This window comes from Streptomyces tropicalis (assembly GCF_029269835.1).
GTDB classification, from domain to species: domain Bacteria; phylum Actinomycetota; class Actinomycetes; order Streptomycetales; family Streptomycetaceae; genus Streptomyces; species Streptomyces tropicalis.
Genome location: NZ_JARJBB010000015.1, coordinates 94,141 through 113,908, shown reverse-complemented (window position 1 = coordinate 113,908; position 19,768 = coordinate 94,141). Strand labels below are relative to the sequence as shown.

The 19,768-nt window shown below is 74.2% G+C and carries 14 protein-coding genes and 1 pseudogene; 7 read left to right on the top strand and 8 right to left on the bottom strand.

Features of this window, described 5'->3' with window-relative positions; translation table 11 throughout:
- Positions 1-50: 50 nt before the first annotated feature.
- Positions 51-377, top strand: a pseudogene (locus P3H78_RS24725) (DUF5713 family protein); the annotation flags it as partial.
- 141 nt (positions 378-518) lie between these two features.
- Here the strand turns inward: P3H78_RS24725 and P3H78_RS24720 are convergent.
- The 4 genes from P3H78_RS24720 to P3H78_RS24705 all read right to left on the bottom strand — a co-directional run bounded on the left by P3H78_RS24720 (position 519) and on the right by P3H78_RS24705 (position 6,895).
- Complete coding sequence (locus tag P3H78_RS24720; protein WP_276111346.1) at positions 519-2,738, bottom strand: NADP-dependent isocitrate dehydrogenase; 2,220 nt, start codon at positions 2,736-2,738, stop codon at positions 519-521.
- A 362-nt stretch (positions 2,739-3,100) separates the two neighbouring features.
- A complete protein-coding gene (locus P3H78_RS24715) occupies positions 3,101-4,192 on the bottom strand; it encodes a mechanosensitive ion channel family protein (RefSeq protein ID WP_276111345.1) in 1,092 nt (363 codons plus the stop codon).
- Between the two features lie 569 nt (positions 4,193-4,761).
- Positions 4,762-5,631 carry a crotonase/enoyl-CoA hydratase family protein gene (locus P3H78_RS24710; RefSeq protein WP_276111344.1) on the bottom strand — a complete coding sequence of 290 codons (870 nt, stop codon included), beginning with the start codon at positions 5,629-5,631 and terminating at the stop codon, positions 4,762-4,764.
- A gap of 196 nt (positions 5,632-5,827) precedes the next feature.
- On the bottom strand, positions 5,828-6,895 hold the full coding sequence (locus tag P3H78_RS24705) for a lysylphosphatidylglycerol synthase transmembrane domain-containing protein (RefSeq protein WP_438828033.1): 1,068 nt from the start codon (positions 6,893-6,895) through the stop codon (positions 5,828-5,830).
- Between the two features lie 63 nt (positions 6,896-6,958).
- On the opposite strand from P3H78_RS24705, the gene P3H78_RS24700 reads away from it, so the two are divergent.
- Together P3H78_RS24700 and P3H78_RS24695 are read left to right on the top strand one after the other, a co-directional pair.
- On the top strand, positions 6,959-8,902 hold the full coding sequence (locus tag P3H78_RS24700; RefSeq protein WP_276111343.1) for an ABC transporter ATP-binding protein: 1,944 nt from the start codon (positions 6,959-6,961) through the stop codon (positions 8,900-8,902).
- Positions 8,903-9,258: 356 nt separating this feature from the next.
- Positions 9,259-10,074: a pentapeptide repeat-containing protein gene (locus P3H78_RS24695; RefSeq protein WP_276111342.1), complete on the top strand. Its 816-nt coding sequence runs from the start codon at positions 9,259-9,261 to the stop codon at positions 10,072-10,074.
- A 63-nt stretch (positions 10,075-10,137) separates the two neighbouring features.
- Here the strand turns inward: P3H78_RS24695 and P3H78_RS24690 are convergent, their stop codons facing one another.
- On the bottom strand, positions 10,138-10,740 hold the full coding sequence (locus tag P3H78_RS24690) for a class I SAM-dependent methyltransferase (RefSeq protein WP_276111341.1): 603 nt from the start codon (positions 10,738-10,740) through the stop codon (positions 10,138-10,140).
- A 337-nt stretch (positions 10,741-11,077) separates the two neighbouring features.
- Between P3H78_RS24690 and P3H78_RS24685 the strand changes: the two genes are divergently transcribed.
- The 3 genes from P3H78_RS24685 to P3H78_RS24675 all read left to right on the top strand — a co-directional run bounded on the left by P3H78_RS24685 (position 11,078) and on the right by P3H78_RS24675 (position 16,183).
- Positions 11,078-11,575 carry a hypothetical protein gene (locus tag P3H78_RS24685; RefSeq protein WP_276111340.1) on the top strand — a complete coding sequence of 166 codons (498 nt, stop codon included), beginning with the start codon at positions 11,078-11,080 and terminating at the stop codon, positions 11,573-11,575.
- 238 nt (positions 11,576-11,813) lie between these two features.
- Positions 11,814-15,224 carry a tetratricopeptide repeat protein gene (locus P3H78_RS24680; RefSeq protein WP_438828037.1) on the top strand — a complete coding sequence of 1,137 codons (3,411 nt, stop codon included), beginning with the start codon at positions 11,814-11,816 and terminating at the stop codon, positions 15,222-15,224.
- Positions 15,225-15,364: 140 nt separating this feature from the next.
- On the top strand, positions 15,365-16,183 hold the full coding sequence (locus P3H78_RS24675; RefSeq protein WP_276111338.1) for an SAM-dependent methyltransferase: 819 nt from the start codon (positions 15,365-15,367) through the stop codon (positions 16,181-16,183).
- A 108-nt stretch (positions 16,184-16,291) separates the two neighbouring features.
- Here the strand turns inward: P3H78_RS24675 and P3H78_RS24670 are convergent, their stop codons facing one another.
- Positions 16,292-16,711 (bottom strand): hypothetical protein, encoded by a 420-nt coding sequence (locus P3H78_RS24670; RefSeq protein WP_276111337.1) that lies wholly within the window; start codon positions 16,709-16,711, stop codon positions 16,292-16,294.
- Between the two features lie 239 nt (positions 16,712-16,950).
- Complete coding sequence (locus P3H78_RS24665; RefSeq protein WP_276111336.1) at positions 16,951-17,334, bottom strand: VOC family protein; 384 nt, start codon at positions 17,332-17,334, stop codon at positions 16,951-16,953.
- A gap of 347 nt (positions 17,335-17,681) precedes the next feature.
- Between P3H78_RS24665 and P3H78_RS24660 the strand changes: the two genes are divergently transcribed.
- Positions 17,682-18,740 (top strand): right-handed parallel beta-helix repeat-containing protein, encoded by a 1,059-nt coding sequence (locus P3H78_RS24660; protein WP_276111335.1) that lies wholly within the window; start codon positions 17,682-17,684, stop codon positions 18,738-18,740.
- A 127-nt stretch (positions 18,741-18,867) separates the two neighbouring features.
- On the opposite strand, the gene P3H78_RS24655 is transcribed toward P3H78_RS24660, so the two are convergent.
- Positions 18,868-19,767 (bottom strand): TauD/TfdA dioxygenase family protein, encoded by a 900-nt coding sequence (locus P3H78_RS24655; RefSeq protein WP_276111334.1) that lies wholly within the window; start codon positions 19,765-19,767, stop codon positions 18,868-18,870.
- Between the last annotated feature and the right edge of the window lies 1 nt (position 19,768).

Here is a 19,768-nt window from a genome sequence, read left to right as displayed (position 1 = left end):
GCCGGGCCCCCGAGCACGCGGGAGTCCCCGGGACCAGGGGGAGGAGCACCATGTCCGTCACCGACCCGGAGGTGGCCGCGCACCCGTGCGTGAAGGCCCTGGCCGTCGACGGGTCCCACCCCGCCGACGTGGTGGATCGCGGCCGGGAGATCCTGCTGCGCCTGTGCGGGCGCATCGAGGCCGAGCGGCCCGCGGACCCGCCCGCGCTGCACGCCCTCACCCACGCGGCCACGGAGGAGCTCAACGCGCTGCAGGACGCCTTCGAGGAGGCGGGCAGCGAGATCGGGACGGTGGCCCGCGAGGAGATCGCGGAGGACTTCTTCCTCGTCGCCCGGTCCTACGGCTTCGCGGACGCGGACGTCGAGGAGCTGACAGCGCCCCCTCACGCGCACCGGCCTGCGGGTGACGGAGCCGACCGGGGCGTCCGGCACCCGCCGGACACGGCTCCGCCCCGCCCGGCGGGTGCCGGGCGGGGCGGAGGGAGTGCCGTCGGGCCGGGTGGCGGGCCACCCGGCGGGTCAGCTCAGGGACGCCAGGGCGTCGTTCCAGGTGGCCGACGGGCGCATGACCGCTGCGGCCTTCGCCGGGTCGGGCTGGTAGTAGCCGCCGATCTCGGCCGCCTTGCCCTGCACCGCGGCCAGCTCCTCGACGATCTTCTGCTCGCCGGCGGCGAGCGTCTCGGCGAGCGGCGCGAACGCCTTCGCCAGGTCGGCGTCGTCCGTCTGCCGCGCCAGCTCCTGCGCCCAGTACAGGGACAGGTAGAAGTGGCTGCCGCGGTTGTCGATGCCGCCGACCCGGCGGGCCGGGGACTTGTCCTCGTTGAGGAAGGTCGCCGTGGCCCGGTCCAGGGTGTCCGCGAGCACCTTGGCGCGGCTGTTGCCGGTGGCCGCCGCGTACTGCTCCAGGGACGGCACCAGGGCGAAGAACTCGCCCAGCGAGTCCCAGCGCAGGTAGTTCTCCTTGACCAGCTGCTGGACGTGCTTCGGCGCGGAGCCGCCGGCGCCCGTCTCGAACAGGCCGCCGCCCGCCATCAGCGGGACGACCGACAGCATCTTGGCGCTGGTGCCCAGCTCCAGGATCGGGAAGAGGTCGGTCAGGTAGTCGCGCAGCACGTTGCCGGTGACGGAGATGGTGTTCTCGCCGCGGCGGATGCGCTCGACGGACAGCTTCGTCGCCTCGACCGGGGACAGGACGCGGATGTCCAGGCCCTCGGTGTCGTGCTCGGCCAGGTACTGCTCGACCTTGGCGATCAGGTTGGCGTCGTGGGCGCGGGTGGCGTCCAGCCAGAAGACCGCCGGGTCGCCGGTGGCGCGGGCGCGGGTGACGGCGAGCTTGACCCAGTCGCGGATCGGGGCGTCCTTGGTCTGGCAGGCGCGGAAGATGTCGCCGGCCGACACGGCCTGCTCGATCACCGCGTTGCCGTCACGGCCGACCAGGCGCACGGTGCCGGTGACCGGGATCTCGAAGGTCTTGTCGTGGCTGCCGTACTCCTCGGCCTTCTGCGCCATGAGGCCGACGTTCGGGACCGTGCCCATGGTGGACGGGTCGTAGGCGCCGTGGGCGCGGCAGTCGTCGACCACGGCCTGGTAGACGCCCGCGTAGCTGGAGTCGGGCAGGACCGCGAGGGTGTCGTGCTCCTGACCGTCCGGGCCCCACATGTGGCCCGAGGTGCGGATCATGGCCGGCATGGAAGCGTCGACGATCACGTCGGAGGGCACGTGCAGGTTGGTGATGCCCTTGTCGGAGTCGACCATGGCCAGCTCCGGGCCCTCGGCCAGCTCGGCGTCGAAGGAGGCCTTGATGTCGGCGCCCTCGGGCAGGTTCTCCAGGCCCTTGTAGATGCCGCCCAGACCGTCGTTCGGGGTCAGGCCGGCCTTGGCGAGCACCTCGCCGTACTGCGCGAAGGTCTTCGGGAAGAAGGCGCGCACCACGTGGCCGAAGACGATCGGGTCGGAGACCTTCATCATCGTGGCCTTCAGGTGCACGGAGAACAGCACGCCCTCCTGCTTGGCGCGGGCGACCTGCGCGGTCAGGAACTCGCGCAGCGCGGCCACGCGCATCACGGAGGCGTCGACGACCTCGCCGGCGAGGACCGGCACGGACTCGCGCAGCACCGTGGTGGAGCCGTCGTCGCCGACCAGCTCGATGCGCAGCGCGCCGTCCTCGGCGACGACGACCGACTTCTCGGTGGAGCGGAAGTCGTTCTCGCCCATGGTCGCCACGTTCGTCCGGGACTCGGCGGTCCAGGCGCCCATGCGGTGCGGGTGGGTCTTGGCGTAGTTCTTCACCGAGGCCGGGGCACGGCGGTCGGAGTTGCCCTCGCGCAGGACCGGGTTGACCGCGGAGCCCTTGACCTTGTCGTAGCGGGCGCGGATCTCGCGCTCCTCGTCGGTCTTCGGGTCGTCCGGGTAGTCCGGCAGCGCGTAGCCCTGGCCCTGCAGCTCGGCCACGGCGGCCTTCAGCTGCGGGATGGACGCCGAGATGTTCGGCAGCTTGATGATGTTGGCCTCGGGCGTCTTGGCGAGCTCGCCCAGCTCCGCGAGGGCGTCCGGGATGCGCTGGTCCTCGGCCAGGTACTCCGGGAACACGGCGATGAGGCGCCCGGCCAGCGAGATGTCGCGGGTCTCGACGGCGACACCGGCCTGCGAGGCGTACGCCTGGACCACCGGCAGGAAGGAATACGTCGCCAGGGCCGGGGCCTCGTCAGTGTGTGTGTAGATGATGGTCGAGTCAGTCACCGGGTGCTCCGCTCCACGTCTGCAACATTGCTCGACATCAAGATATCTCGTGACCGCCCCCGACTCGACAGGGGTCCGCGACCGGTCCGGCCGTCCCCGGTCCGGAGCGCCCGCCTCCGGGCGGGGCGCGCGTCCGGCGGACGGGCCGGCGGCGGTCTCCCGCCGGCGTTTCCCCCTGTCAGGGCGGTGGGGCGGCCCCGGTTCTCCGGGGCCGCCCGGCGAACGGCCCCGGACGTGAGATGGCCCACGGCGGCCGGCCCCCGGCGGCGGGACCGCCGTCCACGGCGGGCGCCGGGGCGCCGGGTCCGGCACCCCGGTGGCGCCCGCGGGGGTCCGGGCCCCCGTGCCGCCGCGGCCGCGCCTCAGCCTCCGAGCACCGTGCCGGTCGGCACGTCGTCGACGCTGCGCTGCTGCGGGATGACCGCCGGTCCGTGCTGGAGGGCCACCGTCCGGGCGGGGGACGGGATGCGGATGCCCTCCTCGCGGTAGCGGCGGTGCAGCCGCTTGATGAACTCGTGCTTGATCCGGTACTGGTCGCTGAACTCGCCCACGCCCAGGATCACCGTGAAGCCGATCCGGGAGTCGCCGAAGGTGTGGAAGCGGATCGCCGGCTCGTGCTCGGGCAGCGCGCCGGTGATCTCGCGCATCACGTCGGCGACCACCTCCATGGTCACCCGCTCCACGTGCTCCAGATCGCTGTCGTAGCCGACACCCACCTGCACCAGGACCGTCAGCCGCTGCTCGGGCCGGGTGAAGTTGGTCATGTTCGTCTTCGCCAGCTGCCCGTTGGGGATGACGACCAGGTTGTTCGAGAGCTGGCGGACCGTCGTCTGGCGCCAGTTGATGTCCTCGACGTAGCCCTCCTCGCCGGTGCTGAGCCGGATGTAGTCCCCGGGCTGCACGGTCTTGGAGGCGAGGATGTGCACACCGGCGAAGAGGTTGGCCAGGGTGTCCTGCAGGGCCAGTGCGACCGCCAGACCGCCCACGCCGAGGGCGGTGAGCATCGGCGCGATGGAGATGCCGAGGGTCTGCAGCACCACCAGGAAGCCGATCGCGAGGACCAGGATCCGGGTGATGTTCACGAAGATCGTGGCCGACCCGGCGACGCCGGAGCGGGACTGGGTCACCGTCCGCACCAGGCCGGCGACCACCCGCGCCGCCGACAGCGTCACCACGAAGATGAGCAGCACGGTCAGGCTCTGGTTCACGTGGTGCTGGACCGTCCGCGTCAGCGGCAGCACCGCGGCGGCGGACGCCGCGCCGCCCGCGATCGCCGCCCACGGCACCACCGTGCGCAGCGCGTCCACGATGACGTCGTCGCCGCTCCAGCGGGTGCGCTTGGCGTGCTTGGCCAGCCAGCGCAGCACGGCCCGCGAGAGGAAGGCGGCCGCCAGGCCCGCGGCCAGGGCGATGCCCGCCAGGATCAGGTCGTCCAGGGTCGGCGTGCGGTTCACCGGTCACCTCCGGTGGGTCGATCTGCGGCGCACGGGGCCGCCGACGGCCGGATGTGAAGTTGCGTCACGTAGTCACCTGCTCGGTTCCGGGATGTGCGATACGCCGGCCGGAGACCTCCCACGTGGAGGGACGCCGGTCGGCGCGCTCGCTCATCCTGCCGCATCCAGCAGGGCAGTTCGTACCGCGCGGAGGCGGCGGAGGGGCGCCCCGGGCGTGCGCCCGCACCCCGCCCGTACGGCGTGCTCCGGGCCCCCGCAGGGCCGGTGACGCCACGCCTGCCCGGCCGCGGGCCCTACGCCTGTCCGGTCCCGGGCCTTACGCCTGTCCGGCCTCGTGTCCGGGGCCCGTCCGGTCCCGGGCCCTACGCCTGTCCGGTCCCGGGCCCTACGCCAGTCCGGCCTCGTGTCCGGGGCCCGTCCGGCCGCGGGACGTGCGTCCGTCCGGTCTCGGGGTCCTGCCTCGATCCGGTCTCGGGGTCCTGCGTCCGTCCGGTCCCGGGGTGCATCCGCCCTGCCGTGGGCCTCGCGCCCGTCCGGCCGCGGGACCTGCGTCTGCCCGGCCGCGGCCCCTACGCCTGTCCGGTCCCGGGCCCCTCCGGGGCGGTGCCGCCCGTGGAGCCGTCGGCGGGGTCCTCCGCGCCGCCGCCCGTGCAGCGGTCCGTCGCGTCCCGCGTGCCGGACTCCGCGAAGGAGCCGTGCCGTCCGGCGCCCGCGGCGAACCGGGCCGCGCCCTCCCGGCCGAGGGCCGGCACACCCAGACCGTGGCGGAGTTCGCCGCGCAGCGCCGCGGACTCCTCCCGGCCCTCCTGCTCCAGTACGGACGCGCGGTCCGAGCGCAGGCACTCCTGCGGGAACCGTGCGATCGCCGCGGCCAGTTCCTCCGCCTCGGCACGGGCCCGCCCGGCCGGCACCACCCGGTCGGCCAGCCCGATCGCGTGCGCCTCGGGGGCCGGGACGGGCCGCCCGGTGAGGATCATGTCCATGGCGCGCCCGGTGCCGATCAGCCGGGGCAGCCGTACCGTGCCGCCGTCGATCAGCGGCACGCCCCAGCGGCGGCAGAACACCCCGAACACGGCGTCCTCCTCGGCGACCCGCAGGTCGCACCAGAGCGCCAGTTCCAGGCCCCCGGCCACCGCGTGCCCCGCGACCGCCGCGATCACCGGCTTGGACAGCCGCATGCGTGTCGGCCCCATCGGCCCGTCGCCGTCCTCCGCAACCCGGTTGCCGCGCTTGGTCCCGATCGCCTTCAGGTCGGCCCCCGCGCAGAAGGTCCCGCCCTCGCCCCAGAGCACCGCAACCCGTGCGTCCCCGTCGTCCTCGAACGCCCGGAAGGCGTCGGCGAGTTCCGCGGCCGTGGGGCCGTCCACCGCATTGCGTGCTTCGGGCCGCGAGAGGACCACGGTGGTGACGTATCCCTGACGCTCGACACGGACGGGCATGGGCGCGGCCTCCTTCGGCGGGACGAGACCGGCAGGTTACTCCCCGGTCACCGGCCGGGGCCGCGGGCCCGGCCGCCGGCCGGAGCACGGGGCGGCCCCTCGGCGGGGCGCGGGCCGGTCACCGGCGCGGACGCCGGCCCGGAGGCCGGGAGGGCGCGCACCGGCCTCCCGGGGCCGTCGGACGGCCGCGGGACGGTCAGATGACCTTCAGCCGCACCAGCGCACCCAGGGTCAGCGCCCCCGGCAGCAGCGGCAGCCAGACCGTGATGATGCGGTACGCGAGCACCACGGCCGTGGCGACCGCGGCCGGGCCGCCCGCCGCCACCAGGGCCACCACCAGTGCCGCCTCGACCGAGCCCAGACCGCCCGGAGTGGGCACCAGGGCGACCGCGACCGTCGCCGCCAGATAGGCCAGCGCGATGTGCGCGGGCGGCACCGGCAGCCCCAACGCCCGTCCCACCGCGGCCAGTCCGGCCGCCTGAAGGGCCGGGAAGGCCAGCGAGCCGCCCCACAGCGCCAGCGCCCGCGCCGGACGGGTGTGCACCGAACGGGCCTCGCCCAGCGCGGTACGCAGGAAACCGGCGACCGCCCGGCGCAGCCGCCGGACGCACAGCAGCGCACCGGCCGCCGCGAGCGCGACCGCGCCCGCGGCGAGCAGCAGCGGTCCGACCGCGCCGGCCGGCAGCAGCGAGCCGAGCCGCAGCGCACCGGGGCAGGCCGCGAGCAGCGCGGCCAGCAGGGCCAGCCGGCCGACGGTCTCCGCGAGCAGGTACAGGGCGAGCGCCGCGGAGGACCGGGCCATCGGGACGCCGCACACCGTGAGGAACCGCAGGTTCACCGCGCCCGCGCCGAGCCCCGTCGGCAGCAGGTGGTTGGCGGCGCCCGCCGCGAACTGCGTGGCGAGCAGCCGCCGTCGGGGCAGCCGCTCGACGACCGCGCCCTGCCGGGTGAACGCCGCGGCCACCCAGGTCAGACAGGTCGCGCCGACGGCCGCCAGCAGCCACGGCCACGCGGCGTGCCGCAGGTGGCCGAAGCCCTCCGCGAGCACCGACCGGTGCTGCACCGCGGCCACCGCGACGAGCAGCAGCGGGACCAGGCACAGGACCCGGCGGACGGGGAGGCGCCGGGGGAGGCGTCCCGGCGGGAGCTGGGGGAGCTGCAGCACTGTCACGTCCACAGAGGGTTTCCGTGCCGCCCCAACGGGCGGTTGCGGCCGCGGGGCCCGGAGCTTACGGACCGGCAGCGGGTGGGGAGGCGGGGGCATCGGCTGGTCCTTCGCGGCGCGCACATTGACCTCAACGATGCTTGAGGTCCTAGGTTCTCTCCCATGAGCTTGGAAACCACCGCGTGGACGCAGCTGCACAGCGTCATGACCGCGCAGCAGGAGCGCCGTCCCCTCGCCCGCGCGACGCTGCGGCGCATCGCCGCGTTCGCCCGCCCGCACCGCCGCCGGATCGTGCACTTCGTCCTCCTCGGGGTGGTGACCGCGCTGCTGGCCGTGGCGACGCCCGTACTCGCCGGCCGGGTCGTCGACGTGATCGTGTCGGGCGGAGACCCGGGCACCGTCGTCCGCCTGGCCGTGCTCATCGCGCTGATCGCGCTGGGGGAGGCCGCACTCGGGATCCTCGGCCGCCGGCTGTCGGCGACGCTCGGCGAAAGCCTCATCCTCGACCTGCGCACGGCGGTGTTCGATCACGTGCAGCGCATGCCGGTCGCGTTCTTCACACGCACCCGTACGGGAGCGCTGGTCTCCCGTCTCAACAACGACGTCATCGGCGCCCAGCGCGCGTTCAGCAACACCCTGTCCGGCGTGGTCAGCAACATCGTCACCCTGCTGCTGACGCTCGCCGTCATGCTCACCCTGTCCTGGCAGATCACGCTGCTCGCGCTGGTCCTGCTGCCGGTGTTCGTGATCCCCGCCCGGCGCATGGGCAGCCGGATGGCCGGGATGCAGCGGGAGGCGGCCACCCTCAACGCGGCGATGGGCACCCGGATGACCGAGCGCTTCTCCGCGCCCGGTGCCACCCTGGTCAAGCTGTTCGGCCGGCCCGAGCAGGAGTCGCGGGAGTTCGCCGCCCGGGCCGCCCTGGTCCGGGACATCGGCATCCGCACCGCGACCGCCCAGTCGGCGTTCATCACCGCGCTCACGCTGGTGTCGTCGCTGGCGCTCGCCCTGGTCTACGGCCTCGGCGGCTCCCTCGCCCTGCGCGGCTCCCTCGCACCCGGCGCCGTCGTCTCGCTCGCGATGCTGCTGACCCGCCTGTACGCGCCGCTGACCGCCCTCGCCGGCGCCCGGGTGGAGGTGATGAGCGCGCTGGTCAGCTTCGAGCGGGTCTTCGAGGTGCTCGACCTGAAGCCGCTGGTCGAGGAGCGCGAGGACGCCCGTGACGTCCCGCCGGGTCCCGTCGCCGTCGAGTTCGACGGCGTCCGCTTCGCCTACCCCGCCGCCGACCAGGTGTCCCTGGCCTCGCTGGAGGAGGTCGCAAGCCTGGACCAGCGCGCCGGGTCCGCGGTGCTGCACGGCGTCTCCTTCCGCGCCGAGCCCGGCCGGACCGTCGCCCTCGTCGGCTCCTCCGGCGCCGGCAAGTCCACGATCGCCCATCTGCTGCCCCGGCTCTACGACGTCGACGAGGGCGCCGTGCGCATCGGCGGCGTCGACGTGCGCGACCTGACCGCGGCCTCCCTGCGGGCCACCCTCGGCATGGTCACCCAGGACGGCCACCTCTTCCACGACTCGGTCCGCGCCAACCTGCTGCTCGCCCGCCCCACCGCCACCGACGAGGACCTCTGGGACGCCCTGCGCCGGGCCCGCCTCGACGGCCTGGTCCGGGACCTGCCCGACGGCCTCGACACCGTCGTGGGGGAGCGCGGCTACCGCCTCTCCGGCGGCGAGCGCCAGCGGATGACCATCGCCCGGCTGCTCCTGGCCCGGCAGCGGGTCGTCGTCCTCGACGAGGCGACCGCGCACCTGGACAACACCTCCGAGGCCGCGGTGCAGGAGGCGCTCACCGAAGCGCTCGCGGACCGCACCGCGATCGTCATCGCGCACCGGCTGTCCACCGTGCGGGCCGCCGACGCGATCCTCGTCGTCGAGGCGGGCCGCATCGTCGAACAGGGCACGCACGACGAACTCCTGGCCGCGGGCGGCCGGTACGCGGAGTTGTACCGCACCCAGTTCGAGCGCCCGGAGGAGACGCCGGCGGCCGGCGAACCGCCGGCGGCCGCGCGGGACTTGACGGCGGTCGCGGGGGAGGCGGTACCCCAGGCCTGATACCGGCCGTCGTCCTCGGCGGGGGCCCGGGCACGGGCCGGCCCCCGCGGGCCGGCCTCTCCGCTGCGGGGCGTGCCCCGGCCTCGGCGCACGCTCCGGCCCCGCCCGATCAGGCCGGGCGTGCCGTGCCGTCTGCGAGAATGGACGCCGTTTCTCGGAGCATCACGGGACGTGGTGTCCGCCCGCATCACAGCCGGAGAGCACAGACGGTGACACCACAGCACGGAGCCCCTTCCCCGTCCGGGGGCCGCAAGCGCCCCTCCGGGTCCGGCGGCCGCAGGCGGTCCACCGGCGCGGGCGGCGCGGGCACGGGCGGGGCCGGCCGCCCTCCCGCGCAACCCCTGCCCGACCCGAAGGTGCGCGAGGACCGCGGCGACCGCGAGGACCTGCACGCCGACTGCGCCGCCTGCTTCGGGCTGTGCTGCGTCGCGCTGCCCTTCGCCCGTTCCCCCGACTTCGCGGCCGGCAAGCCCGCCGGAAAGCCGTGCGGAAACCTTCGGGCGGACTTCCGCTGCGGCATCCACGCGCAGTTGCGCGACAAGGGCTATCCCGGCTGCACGGTCTTCGACTGCTTCGGCGCCGGGCAGAAGGTCTCGCAGACCACCTTCGGCGGCACGGACTGGCGCCGGGCGCCGGAGACCGCGGGCCCGATGTTCGCGGTGTTCCCCGTGATGCGCCAACTGCACGAGCTGATGTGGTACCTCACCGAGGCCCTCGGCCTCGCCCCGGCCCGCCCGGTCCACGCCGACCTGCGGCGGACCCTGGCACACGTCGACGGTCTCACCCGCGGCACCGCGGACTCGATCGCGAAGCTCGACGCGAACGCGCTGCGCGACGAGGTCAACGCCCTGCTGCTGCGCGCCAGTGACCTGGCCCGCGCGGGGACGCCCGGCCGGAGGAGGAACCACCGCGGGGCCGACCTGATGGGCGCCCGTCTCATGGGTGCCGACCTCAGGGGGGCGAGTCTGCGCGGTGCCCTTCTCGTCGCCGCCGACCTCACCGGTGCGGACCTGCGCGACGCCGACCTGATCGGGGCCGACCTCCGCGACGCCGACCTGAGCGGCGCCGACCTCACCGGGGCCCTCTTCCTCACCCAGGCCCAGCTCGACTCGGCCCGCGGCGACACCGCCACCGCGCTCCCGCCGGCCCTCACCCGCCCCGCCCACTGGTAGCGACCCGGACGCCCCCGTGGGGCGTCGCCGCCGCACGGCGTACGTGGTGATCGGACCGTCGTGTCAGATCCGGCGGGCCCGGATGTGCAGCCATTCACGGTGCGTCGACCGGCGGGCCCGGCCGGTCACCTCGAAGCCCGCTGCACGCAGGTGACCGGTGAACGTCTCCAGCCGGTGCAGGACGTACCAGCGCCGCCGGCTCGACGCGTAGGAGACGGGCTCCCAGAGTTCACCGTCGCCCTCGGCGACACTGGTCAGCAGGTGCCCGCCCGGACGCAGCACACGCGTGAACTCGGCGAGAGCGTCGGGAACATCGGGCCGGGGGACATGGAGGAGCGCGGCCGCGCACCACATCGCGTCGAACGACTCCGTCGCCACCGGCAGAGCGCGCATGTCCGCCTGGACGACACCCGGTACCCCGTGCGACGCGAGCATTCCCAGCGTCAGGTCGAAGCCGACGGCTCGGAACCCGCGCTCGCGCAGCAGCCGGGTGTGATGACCGGGGCCGCATCCGACGTCCGCGACACGGGCCCCAGAGGGAAGCACAGCGGAGAGATGCTCCAGCTCCGCGGTGACCCACTGCTGGTCCGGTCCGGCCCATCGCCTCGCGTACTCCGACGCGATGGCGTCGTAAGCGGCCTGTGTCTCGCGCACGTTGTCGATCACACGGCAACTCTATGCCCGTGATCGGCGGGATATTCGAAATGTTCGCGGTGCGCAGCCCCGACGCCGGTGTTCGTCGTACGGCCGCACGCGTGCGACGGCCGCGGCGCGCAGCGGTGTGGCGGGGGCCGAGGCGTCGGCCCTGTCCGGCGGACCCGGGCCACGCGGCCTCGGGTCACGTCCCCGAGGGGACGTGCCGGGTCGCCCCGTCGGCCGAGCGCGGCAGGACGTGCCCTCCGGCGGCGTCCAGCACCCCGCGGCGAAGGGGAACCACGCCCGGGACACCCCCGGCACGGGTACGTTCGGTGTGACACATGTCCACGCTGACGAGGGGGTCGTGATGACGGGTGTGGAGATCGCGGTCGGTTACGCGTTCGCCTGGCTGGTCCGGAAGGCCAGGAGGGTGGCCGGACGGGCCGACGCGGAGGTCGACCGGGGGCTGGACGCGGGGATGGACCGGCTGCACGGGCTGATCAGCGCGAAGCTGGGGGACGATCCGGCGTTGGCGCGGGCGAGGGAGGAGGCCGATGCGGGACAGGACGAGCCCTCCGACCGGACGAGGCGACGGCTGACCGACTCGCTGGACGACGCCGTCGAGCACGACGCCGACTTCGCGGCCGCCCTGGCCGGGGCGGTGGCCGACCTGCAGGCGGCAGGACCGGTGGACATCGCCTCCGACACCGGCGCGGGCCGGGCGACCGGGGGCGGTACCGCCAGCACCGGGGTGGTGCGACCGGGCGGCGCCGGCAGCGGCTCGGCGACCGTGCAGCACACCGGGGACGCCACCGCGGACGGCACCGGCAGCAGGGCGAGCACCGGTGTCGACTACAGCGGCTGACCGGCCCGACGGTCCCGCGGACGACGCCACCGTGCCCGCCTCCGTCCCGGACCCCCGCGGGAGCGCGTCGCACGCGGCGGCGGTGGACACCGGCGACGCGCACGCCGTGGCCGGCGGGACGGCGGTGAGCGGCCACCGGGGACCCTTCCACGACACCGGTCCCACGGTGCCCCTGCAGGTGTCCGGCACCGGGGACGCGACGGCGAGGGGGCCCGGCGCCGTCGCCGTCAGCGGCAACATGACCGTGGTCCAGCGTCGTGCACCGCAGGAACCCGCCCCGTGGCCGCACCAGGTCGGAGTGCCCCCGGCCAGGGCGCAGTCCTTCCAGCACCGCGCCGAGGCGGAGCGGCTCAGGCTGGCCGTCCGGGACGGTGGCACCGCGGTGCTGTGCCAGGTCCTGACCGGCATGGGCGGAGTGGGGAAGACCCAGCTCGCGGCCGACTACGCGCACGCCGCCTGGCAGGCCGCCGAAGTGGACGTGCTGGTGTGGGTCACGGCCGGCACCCGATCGGCCGTGGTCACCGGCTACGCCCAGGCCGGAGTCGAGCTTTGCCGGGCCGACCCCGAGGACGCCGAGCGGGCCGCCGCATCCTTCCTGGCCTGGCTGACGGCCCGGAACCCGGAGCGCGCATGCAGATGGCTGGTCGTCCTGGACGACGTCGCCGACCCGGCCGACCTGACCGGCCTGTGGCCGCCGTCCACTCCGTACGGCCGGACCCTGGTCACCACCCGACGCCGCGATGCCGCTCTGACCGGAGCCGACCGCCGCCTGATCGAGGTCGGCGTCTTCATGCCGTCCGAGGCCGCCGCCTACCTCACCGCCGCGCTGGCCGCCCACGGCCGCACCGAGTCGGAGGAGGACCTCGCCGGACTCGCCGACGACCTCGGGTACTTGCCGCTGGCGCTGTCCCAGGCCGCCGCCTACCTCGTCGACTCCGGTGAGAACGCGGCCGACTACCGGTCCCTGCTGACCGATCGCGCCGCCACGCTGGCCGATGCCGCTCCCGACGCCCTGCCCGACGACCAGACCGTGACCGTCGCGGCCGCCTGGTCGCTGTCCGTCGACCGCGCCGACAGCCTCCGCCCCGCCGGTCTGGCGCGTCCGATGCTCGCGCTGGCCGCGTTCCTGGACGCCAACGGCATCCCCCACACCGTGCTGACCAGCGAGCCCGCCCGCGCCCATCTCGCCGGACACCGCGCCCCCACCGGGGACCGGGACGGACCGCCGGGGAACACCCCGGTCTCCGCCAGGGAGGCCGTCGGGGCGCTGCGGGCCCTGCACCGCCTCCACCTGATCGACCACACGCCCGACATCCCCCACCACGCGGTCCGCGTCCATCAGCTCATCCAGCGCGCCGTGCGTGACACCCTCACCCCGGACCAGCAGCACACGTGCGCCCGGACCGGCGCCGACGCCCTGGCCGCGGCCTGGCCCGAGCTCGACCGGGACTCCGACCTGACCCGGGCCCTGCGCTCCAACACGACCGCCCTCACCGCCGTCGCCGAAGAGGCCCTCTACGAGCCGGAAGCACACGAGGTGCTGTACGCGGCCGGAATCAGCCTCGGCCAGGCGGGTCAGATCACCGCAGCACGCGACGAGTTGCAGCGCCTCACCGACACCGCCACCGCACGTCTCGGGCCCGACCACCCCGACACCCTGACCGCCCGCTACTGCCTCGCCATGTTCCGCGGGGCGGCCGGGGACGTGGCCGGAGCCACCGCCCAGGCGGAGGAACTCCTGACCGACCAGATGCGGGTGCTCGGCGAGGACGACCCCGAAACCCTCGCCACCCGCTACATCCTCGCCATCTTCCGGTGGAGGGCCGGGGACAGGACGGGTGCCACCGCAGCGGCGGTCCGGCTGGTCGGCGACCTGGTGCGGGTGCTGGGCGAGAACCACCCCGAGACCCTCGCCGGCCGCTATCTGCTCGCGCAGTGGCAGGGGGAGTCGGGGGACGCGGCCGGTGCGGCGGCCGCCTTCGCCGAGTTGCTGGTCGACCAGGTGCGGGTGCTGGGCGAGGACGCTCTCCTGACCTTCCAGACCCGGCACGGCGTCGCCTACTGGCGGGGGAAGGCGGGCGACGGGGCCGGAGCCGCCGCCACGTTCGCCGAACTGCTCGCCGACCTGGTGCGGGTCCTGGGCGAGGAGCACCCGCAGACCCTGCACATCAGGCACGAACTCGCCCAATGGCGCGGGGAGGCGGGGGACAGGGCCCAGGCCGGCGCCGCGACCGCCCAGCGGCTGGCCGACCAGGTGCGGTTGCTGGGACCCGACCATCCGGACACGCTCGCCACGCGACACGGCCTCGCCCGCTGGCGGGGTGAGTCGGGTGATGCGGCGGGCGCCGCGGCCGCGTTCGCCGAGCTGCTGCCGCACCAGATCCGGGTGCTGGGGCCGGACCATCCCGACACGCTCGCCACCCGGAAGAACCTCGCGCGCTGGCAGGGGGAGTCGGGTGACGCGGCCGGCGCCGTGGAGGCTCTCGCCGAGCTGCTGCCGGACCACGTGCGCGTACTGGGCCCGGACCATCCCGACACGCTCGCCACCCGCAAGAGCCTGGCCCGCTGGCGGGGGGAGTCGGGGGACGCGGCGGGTGCGGCGCAGACGCTCGCCGAGGTGCTGCCGGACCATGTGCGGGTGCTGGGCGGCGACCATCCCGACACCCTTCGCGTCCGGCACAACCTCGCCCGCTGGCGGGGGGAGTCGGGGGACGCGGCGGGTGCGGCGCAGACGCTCGCCGAGGTGCTGCCGGACCATGTGCGGGTGCTGGGCGAGGACCATCCCGACACCCTGCGCGCCCGGCACAACCACGCCCACTGGCAGGGGGAGTCGGGGGACGCGGCGGGTGCCGCGGAGGCCCTCGCCCAGTCGCTGCCGGACCATGTGCGGGTGCTGGGCGAGGACCATCCCGACACCCTTCATGTCCGGCACAACCTCGGCCACTGGCGCGGCCGGGCGGGGGATGCGGCCGGAGCCGCGGACGCCTTCGCCGAACTGCTGGAGCACACCAGGCGGGTCAAGGGGGAGGACCACCCCGAGACCCTCCACGCCCGGCGGGACCTGGCCCACTGGGGCGGGGACGCGGCCGACGCCGCGGAGACGTTCGCCGAACTGCTGGAGGACTGCCTGCGGGTGCTGGGCCCGGACCATCCTCACACCCACGCCACCTGGCGCGGCCTCGCCCGCCGGCGGGGGGAGTCGGGGGACGCGGCGGGTGCCGCGGAGGCCCTCGCCGAGCTCCTGGCCGCCGAGGTACGGCAACTGGGCCCCGATCACGCCGATCTGCTGGTCACCCGGCACAACCTCATCCACTGGCGCGGCCGGGCGGGGGACGCGGCCGGCGCCGCCGCCGCGCTCGCCGAACTGCTGTCGGACCATGTGCGGGTACGGGGCGAGGACCACCCGGGCACGTTCGCCACCCGGCGCGGCCTCGCCCACTGGCGGGCGAAGGCGGGGGACGCGGCCGGAGCCGCAGCCGCCCTCGCCGAGCTGCTGGCCGCGCAGCTACGGGTGCTGGGCCCCGGTCATCCGGACGTCCTGGCGACCCGGCTCAAGCATGCCTACTGGAGCTGGGAGGCGGGGCGGTCCCCGGACCGGTCGAGGAGCGGCGCCGACCGTCCCGCGGACGCCCCGCCCCCGCCCTGCTGATCGCCCCCGCATCACGCCGACGGGGCCTCAGGGACGGCGGCTTCGAGGATGTCGATGCTGCGAAGTGTGCTCCGGCCAGGAGCCGCCCAGCTTCCGCAAACGGCGGTCAACAACGTTCATTGCAGAGCAGGATGGCCGTCATGACGGCTGAAGGCGTTTCCATCGATCCCACCAGGCCCAGCATCGCGCGGGTCTACGACTATCTGCTCGGCGGCAAGGACAACTACGCCGTGGACCGGGAGATCGGCGACGTCTTCAAACGGGACCTTCCCGGCTCGGTGGCCATCGCCTTCGCCAACCGCGCAGCCCTGGTCCGGGCGGTGCGGGAGATCGCGACGACCACCGGCATACGGCAGTTCATCGACCTGGGCAGCGGTCTCCCGACGGCGGACAACGTCCATCAGGTGGCGCAGCGGCACGCTCCGGAGTCCCGGGTCGTGTACGTCGACACCGACCCCCAGGTGCTGGTCCACGGCCGCGCCCTTCTGGAGGAGAACGTGCGGACCCGGGTCGTCCCGGCCGACGTCCGCCACCCCGAGGCCGTCCGCACCCACCCGGACACGCGGGAACTGATCGACTTCGACCGTCCCGTCGCCGTCATCTTCAGCGCCGTCCTCCACCACGTCAACGACGAGGAGGACCCGGCGGGGATCGTCCGCCACTGGCGCGACCACGTCCCCTCCGGGAGCTACTTCTTCGTCAGCCACTTCCGCTCCGGCAACAACCCGGAGACGAAGCAGGCCGAGGGAGTCCTCCAGCAGACCTTCGGCCGCGGCCGGTGGCGCACCGACGAGGAGATCGCGTCCCTGCTCGACGGCCTGGAGATCCTCGACCCGGGGATCGTCCCCGCCTCCTTGTGGCGGCCCGACGCCCCCGACGGCCCTTGGGGCAGCGGCGGCGAACGGGAGCTCGACGTATGGGAGCGCCTCATCGCCGCCGGGCTGGCCCGCAAGCCCTGACGCCGAGTCCGGGCCGACGCCCTGGCCTCCCGTGGGCGGGAGCCGCGGCGGGGAGCCGGTCGAGGTCGTGCACCGGCCGTCGGAGCCGATGCACGACGGCGGCTCGGCTCAGCGGACCGTCACGTTGAAGACGGGGGAGGCCGTGGCGCCGCTGACCATGCGCAGGTCGTTCCTGCCCTTCAGACCGAGCTTGACGCGCATCGAGTAGGAGCCGTTCCGCGCGACCGGCACGGTCGCGGGCAGGCTGACCCAGGTGCCGCGCTGCTTCTGCTGCAGGGTCACCTTGCTGCCCGCCGTCAGACCGGTGGTCGTGCCCGTGACCCGGAACTGCTGCCAGGCGCGGACGGAGGAGACCGACGGCTTCGCGGTGATACCGGCCTTCGCGGCCGGAGCCGTGTGCGCGGCGGGGAGGGAAGGCGCCGAGTGCGACGACGGGGGGGCCGCCACGGCCGTGCCCGCGAGGGCGAGGGAGGCCACGCCGAGGGTGCCGACGACGGCCGTGCGCAGGGAACGCCGCTTCGAGATCATCACAGTATGTCCATTTCTGTGAGCAGGGCATGGTTTCGCACCAAAGGTGTGCTGCATGCCGATTGGTGCAGTCACTGGACATGACGACATGCCGGCGCAGTGCGTTCATCGGCGCCGTGTCGTTGGCTGGTAACAGCCGTGCGGCCGCCGACCGCGGGACGTCGCCCGAGGCCGCGCGTCTGCGGGAATTCCCCGCAGCATCGCACGCCCCGACCCGGCCCGGCCGGGGCCCGCGACGGTCAGGGGGGCTGGAGCCGGGCGCGCAGCAGGCAGAACTCGTTGCCTTCCGGATCGGCCAGGACGTGCCAGCTCTCGGTGCCGGTCTGGCCGACGTCGACGGGCCCGGCGCCGAGGCCGAGCAGTCGTTCCAGCTCGGCGTCCTGGTCGCGATCGGTGGCGTTGACATCGATGTGGAGTCGGAGCTTCTCGGCCCGCGGGGTGCTGCTGGGGCTGAGGACGAGGGTGGGCTGCGGGCCGCCGAAGCCGGCGTCGGGCGGCCCGATCTCGATGCTTCCGTCGTCCTCCCGGCCGAGTTCGGTGTAGCCGAGGACCTCGCTCCAGAATGCGGCGAGCCGGTCGGGGTCCGCGCAGTCGATGACCAGCTCGCTGATGCGGCATGCCATGCCCGTCGGTATACCCGGGCCGTGCCGGCCCATCCCTACGGTGATCCCGCCCGGGCAGGGCCCTGGGGAGGGACGGGAACCCGGGCCGGCCGCGTTCGCGGTCCGTGCCGCCCGCTCGGTCCATCGGGCGCGTCGTCCACCGCGGCGGTACGGCTGCGGTGGACGGGACGCGTACGCTCCCCTGTCCGCGTCCACTGGTCTCGGGGACCGCAAGGGTGTCGTCCGCCGTCGTGCCCACTGATACGCGGCGCGCGACGGGCCCGGCAGGCCCGGGCCGCCGCCCGGTACACGCCCTCGGGCGGCCCATCCGACGGCCTGGAGGGCTATCAGGTCATACCGTATGGAATATGAAAAAGCGCCATATTGCCTTGATGCTCTGTCCGGCACCGCTCGTCGCCTCCTGCGTCGCCGCCGCCACGCCGGAAGTGGCAGAGCGGACGCACACCGTGCACCCCGGGGAATCGATCCAGAGAGCCGTGGACTCCGCCAGGACGGGCGACACCGTGCTGGTGCTGCCCGGCACGTACCACGGGAGCGTCAAGGTGACCACGCCCGGCATCACCCTGCGGGGCACGGGCGACGCCACCGTCATCGAACCGGTCGCGAAGTCCACGGACGACTGCGGCAAGCGCGGCAACGGCATCTGCGTGGCCGGTACCGCGAAAAAGAAGCTCAAGGGTGTCACCGTCGCCGACCTGAAGGTGACGGGCTTCTCCCACGCCGGGGTGGTCTCGGTGGGGTCCGACGGGTTGACGGTGCGCCATGTGACGGCCGACAAGAACGGGGTGTGGGGCCTCGCCGAGGAGCGCTCCCAGCGCAGCACGTACCAGCAGAACACCGCCCGGTACAACGGGGACGCCGGCATCTTCCTGGCCAACACGATCGACACCGAACAGGGTGCCACCGACACCAGGAACACGCTGCTCTCCGGCAACCGCCTGCAGGGCAACCGGATCGGCGTCACCATCCGGCGGCTGCGCGACCTCACCGTCACGGACAACGACATCACCGGCAACTGCGCGGGCGTCATGGTGGTCGGCGACGAGAACAAACCGAAGGGCGGCGCGCTGACCGTGCGCGGCAACCGGGTCGTGCAGAACAACAAGTACTGCCCCAAGACCGAGCGGCTGCCCTTCCTGCAGGGCTCGGGCATCGTCCTGACCGGCGTCGAGAAGACCGACGTCACCGGCAACGCGGTGACGGGGCACTCCGGGTCGTCCCCGCTGTCGGGGGGCATCGTGCTCTTCAAGAGCTTCGTCGGAGCCACCAACGACAACAACCGGATCAGGGACAACTCGCTCCAGGACAACCATCCGGCCGACGTGGTCAACCAGGAGAGCACCGCGCGCGGCAACACTTTCGTCCACAACGCCTGCCGGGCGTCGAAGCCCGCCGGCCTCTGCTGAGGCAGCGGACCCGCGTCGTCCCCGCACCCCGCCGGACCTTCCGGTTCGGCGGGCCGTCGAGAGGGCGGCCGCGTCGCGTGCCGCCGGATCCGACCGGGTCACGGTCGGATCCGGCGACCGGAGCGGCTCAGGCCACGGCGGGTGTGTAGTGGGAGGCGTCGTCGCCCTCGAGGGTACGGCTGAGGGTGCCGTCGACACCGGCGGGGACGTCGCCCGCGACGGTCACCCGGTGCAGCAGGCGCGGGAGGTCGCCGTAGTCGTCGGGGGCGTAGTGCTGGGTGATGCGGTTGTCGAACAGGACGAGGTCGCCCGGAGTCCAGGCCACCCGCACGATGTTCTCCGGGCGGGTGACGTACGACTGGAAGATGCGCAGCAGGTCCCGGGAGTCGGAGGGACCGAGGCCGACGATGCTCCGGGCGAAGCCGCCGATGAACAGGCCGCGCTCCCCGGTCTCGGGGTGGACGCGGACGACCGGGTGCGCGGTGCGGTACTTCCGCGAGACGAATCGCCTGCGATGCTCGGCGGCCTTCTCGCTCTTCGGGGCGGCGTAGTCGTAGTCGTTGGTGTGCACCGCCCACAGCCCGTCGGCCAGCTCGCGCAGCGGCTCGGGCAGGTCGCGGTAGGCGGCGGCCGCGTTGGCGACGAGGGTGTTGCCGCCGTAGGGCGGGACCACGATGCTGCGCAGCGTGGACGCCTTCGGAGGTGTCCGCACGAAGGTGACGTCCGTGTGCCAGTGGTTGGCGCGGATGCCTTCGTCGCCGTCGACGGGCAGGATCCGGGCCTGACCTTCGACGGAGGGCACGGTGGGGTGCGCGGTGGTGAGCTCGCCGAAGAGGGAGGCGAAGCGGAGCTGGCCGGCGTCGTCGAGGTCCTGGTCGCGGAAGACGAGCGCCTTGTGTTCCAGAAGCGCGGAGTCGATCTCGGTGACGACGGCAGGGTCGAGGTCGGTGGAGAGATCCACGCCGAGTATCTCGGCGCCGATACGGCCGCCGATCCTGCGGATCTCGAAGCCACTGCTGGTGGTCATG

Excerpts from the sequence above, each read along its gene's own strand:
- P3H78_RS24710 (WP_276111344.1), bottom strand. The coding sequence starts at position 5,631 with ATGCCCGTCCGTGTCGAGCGTCAGGGATACGTCACCACCGTGGTCCTC.
- P3H78_RS24705 (WP_438828033.1), bottom strand. The coding sequence starts at position 6,895 with ATGCCCCCGCCTCCCCACCCGCTGCCGGTCCGTAAGCTCCGGGCCCCG.
- P3H78_RS24700 (WP_276111343.1), top strand. The coding sequence starts at position 6,959 with ATGAGCTTGGAAACCACCGCGTGGACGCAGCTGCACAGCGTCATGACC.
- P3H78_RS24685 (WP_276111340.1), top strand. The coding sequence starts at position 11,078 with ATGACGGGTGTGGAGATCGCGGTCGGTTACGCGTTCGCCTGGCTGGTC.
- P3H78_RS24680 (WP_438828037.1), top strand. The coding sequence starts at position 11,814 with ATGACCGTGGTCCAGCGTCGTGCACCGCAGGAACCCGCCCCGTGGCCG.
- P3H78_RS24675 (WP_276111338.1), top strand. The coding sequence starts at position 15,365 with ATGACGGCTGAAGGCGTTTCCATCGATCCCACCAGGCCCAGCATCGCG.
- P3H78_RS24670 (WP_276111337.1), bottom strand. The coding sequence starts at position 16,711 with ATGATCTCGAAGCGGCGTTCCCTGCGCACGGCCGTCGTCGGCACCCTC.
- P3H78_RS24665 (WP_276111336.1), bottom strand. The coding sequence starts at position 17,334 with ATGGCATGCCGCATCAGCGAGCTGGTCATCGACTGCGCGGACCCCGAC.
- P3H78_RS24660 (WP_276111335.1), top strand. The coding sequence starts at position 17,682 with ATGAAAAAGCGCCATATTGCCTTGATGCTCTGTCCGGCACCGCTCGTC.
- P3H78_RS24655 (WP_276111334.1), bottom strand. The coding sequence starts at position 19,767 with ATGACCACCAGCAGTGGCTTCGAGATCCGCAGGATCGGCGGCCGTATC.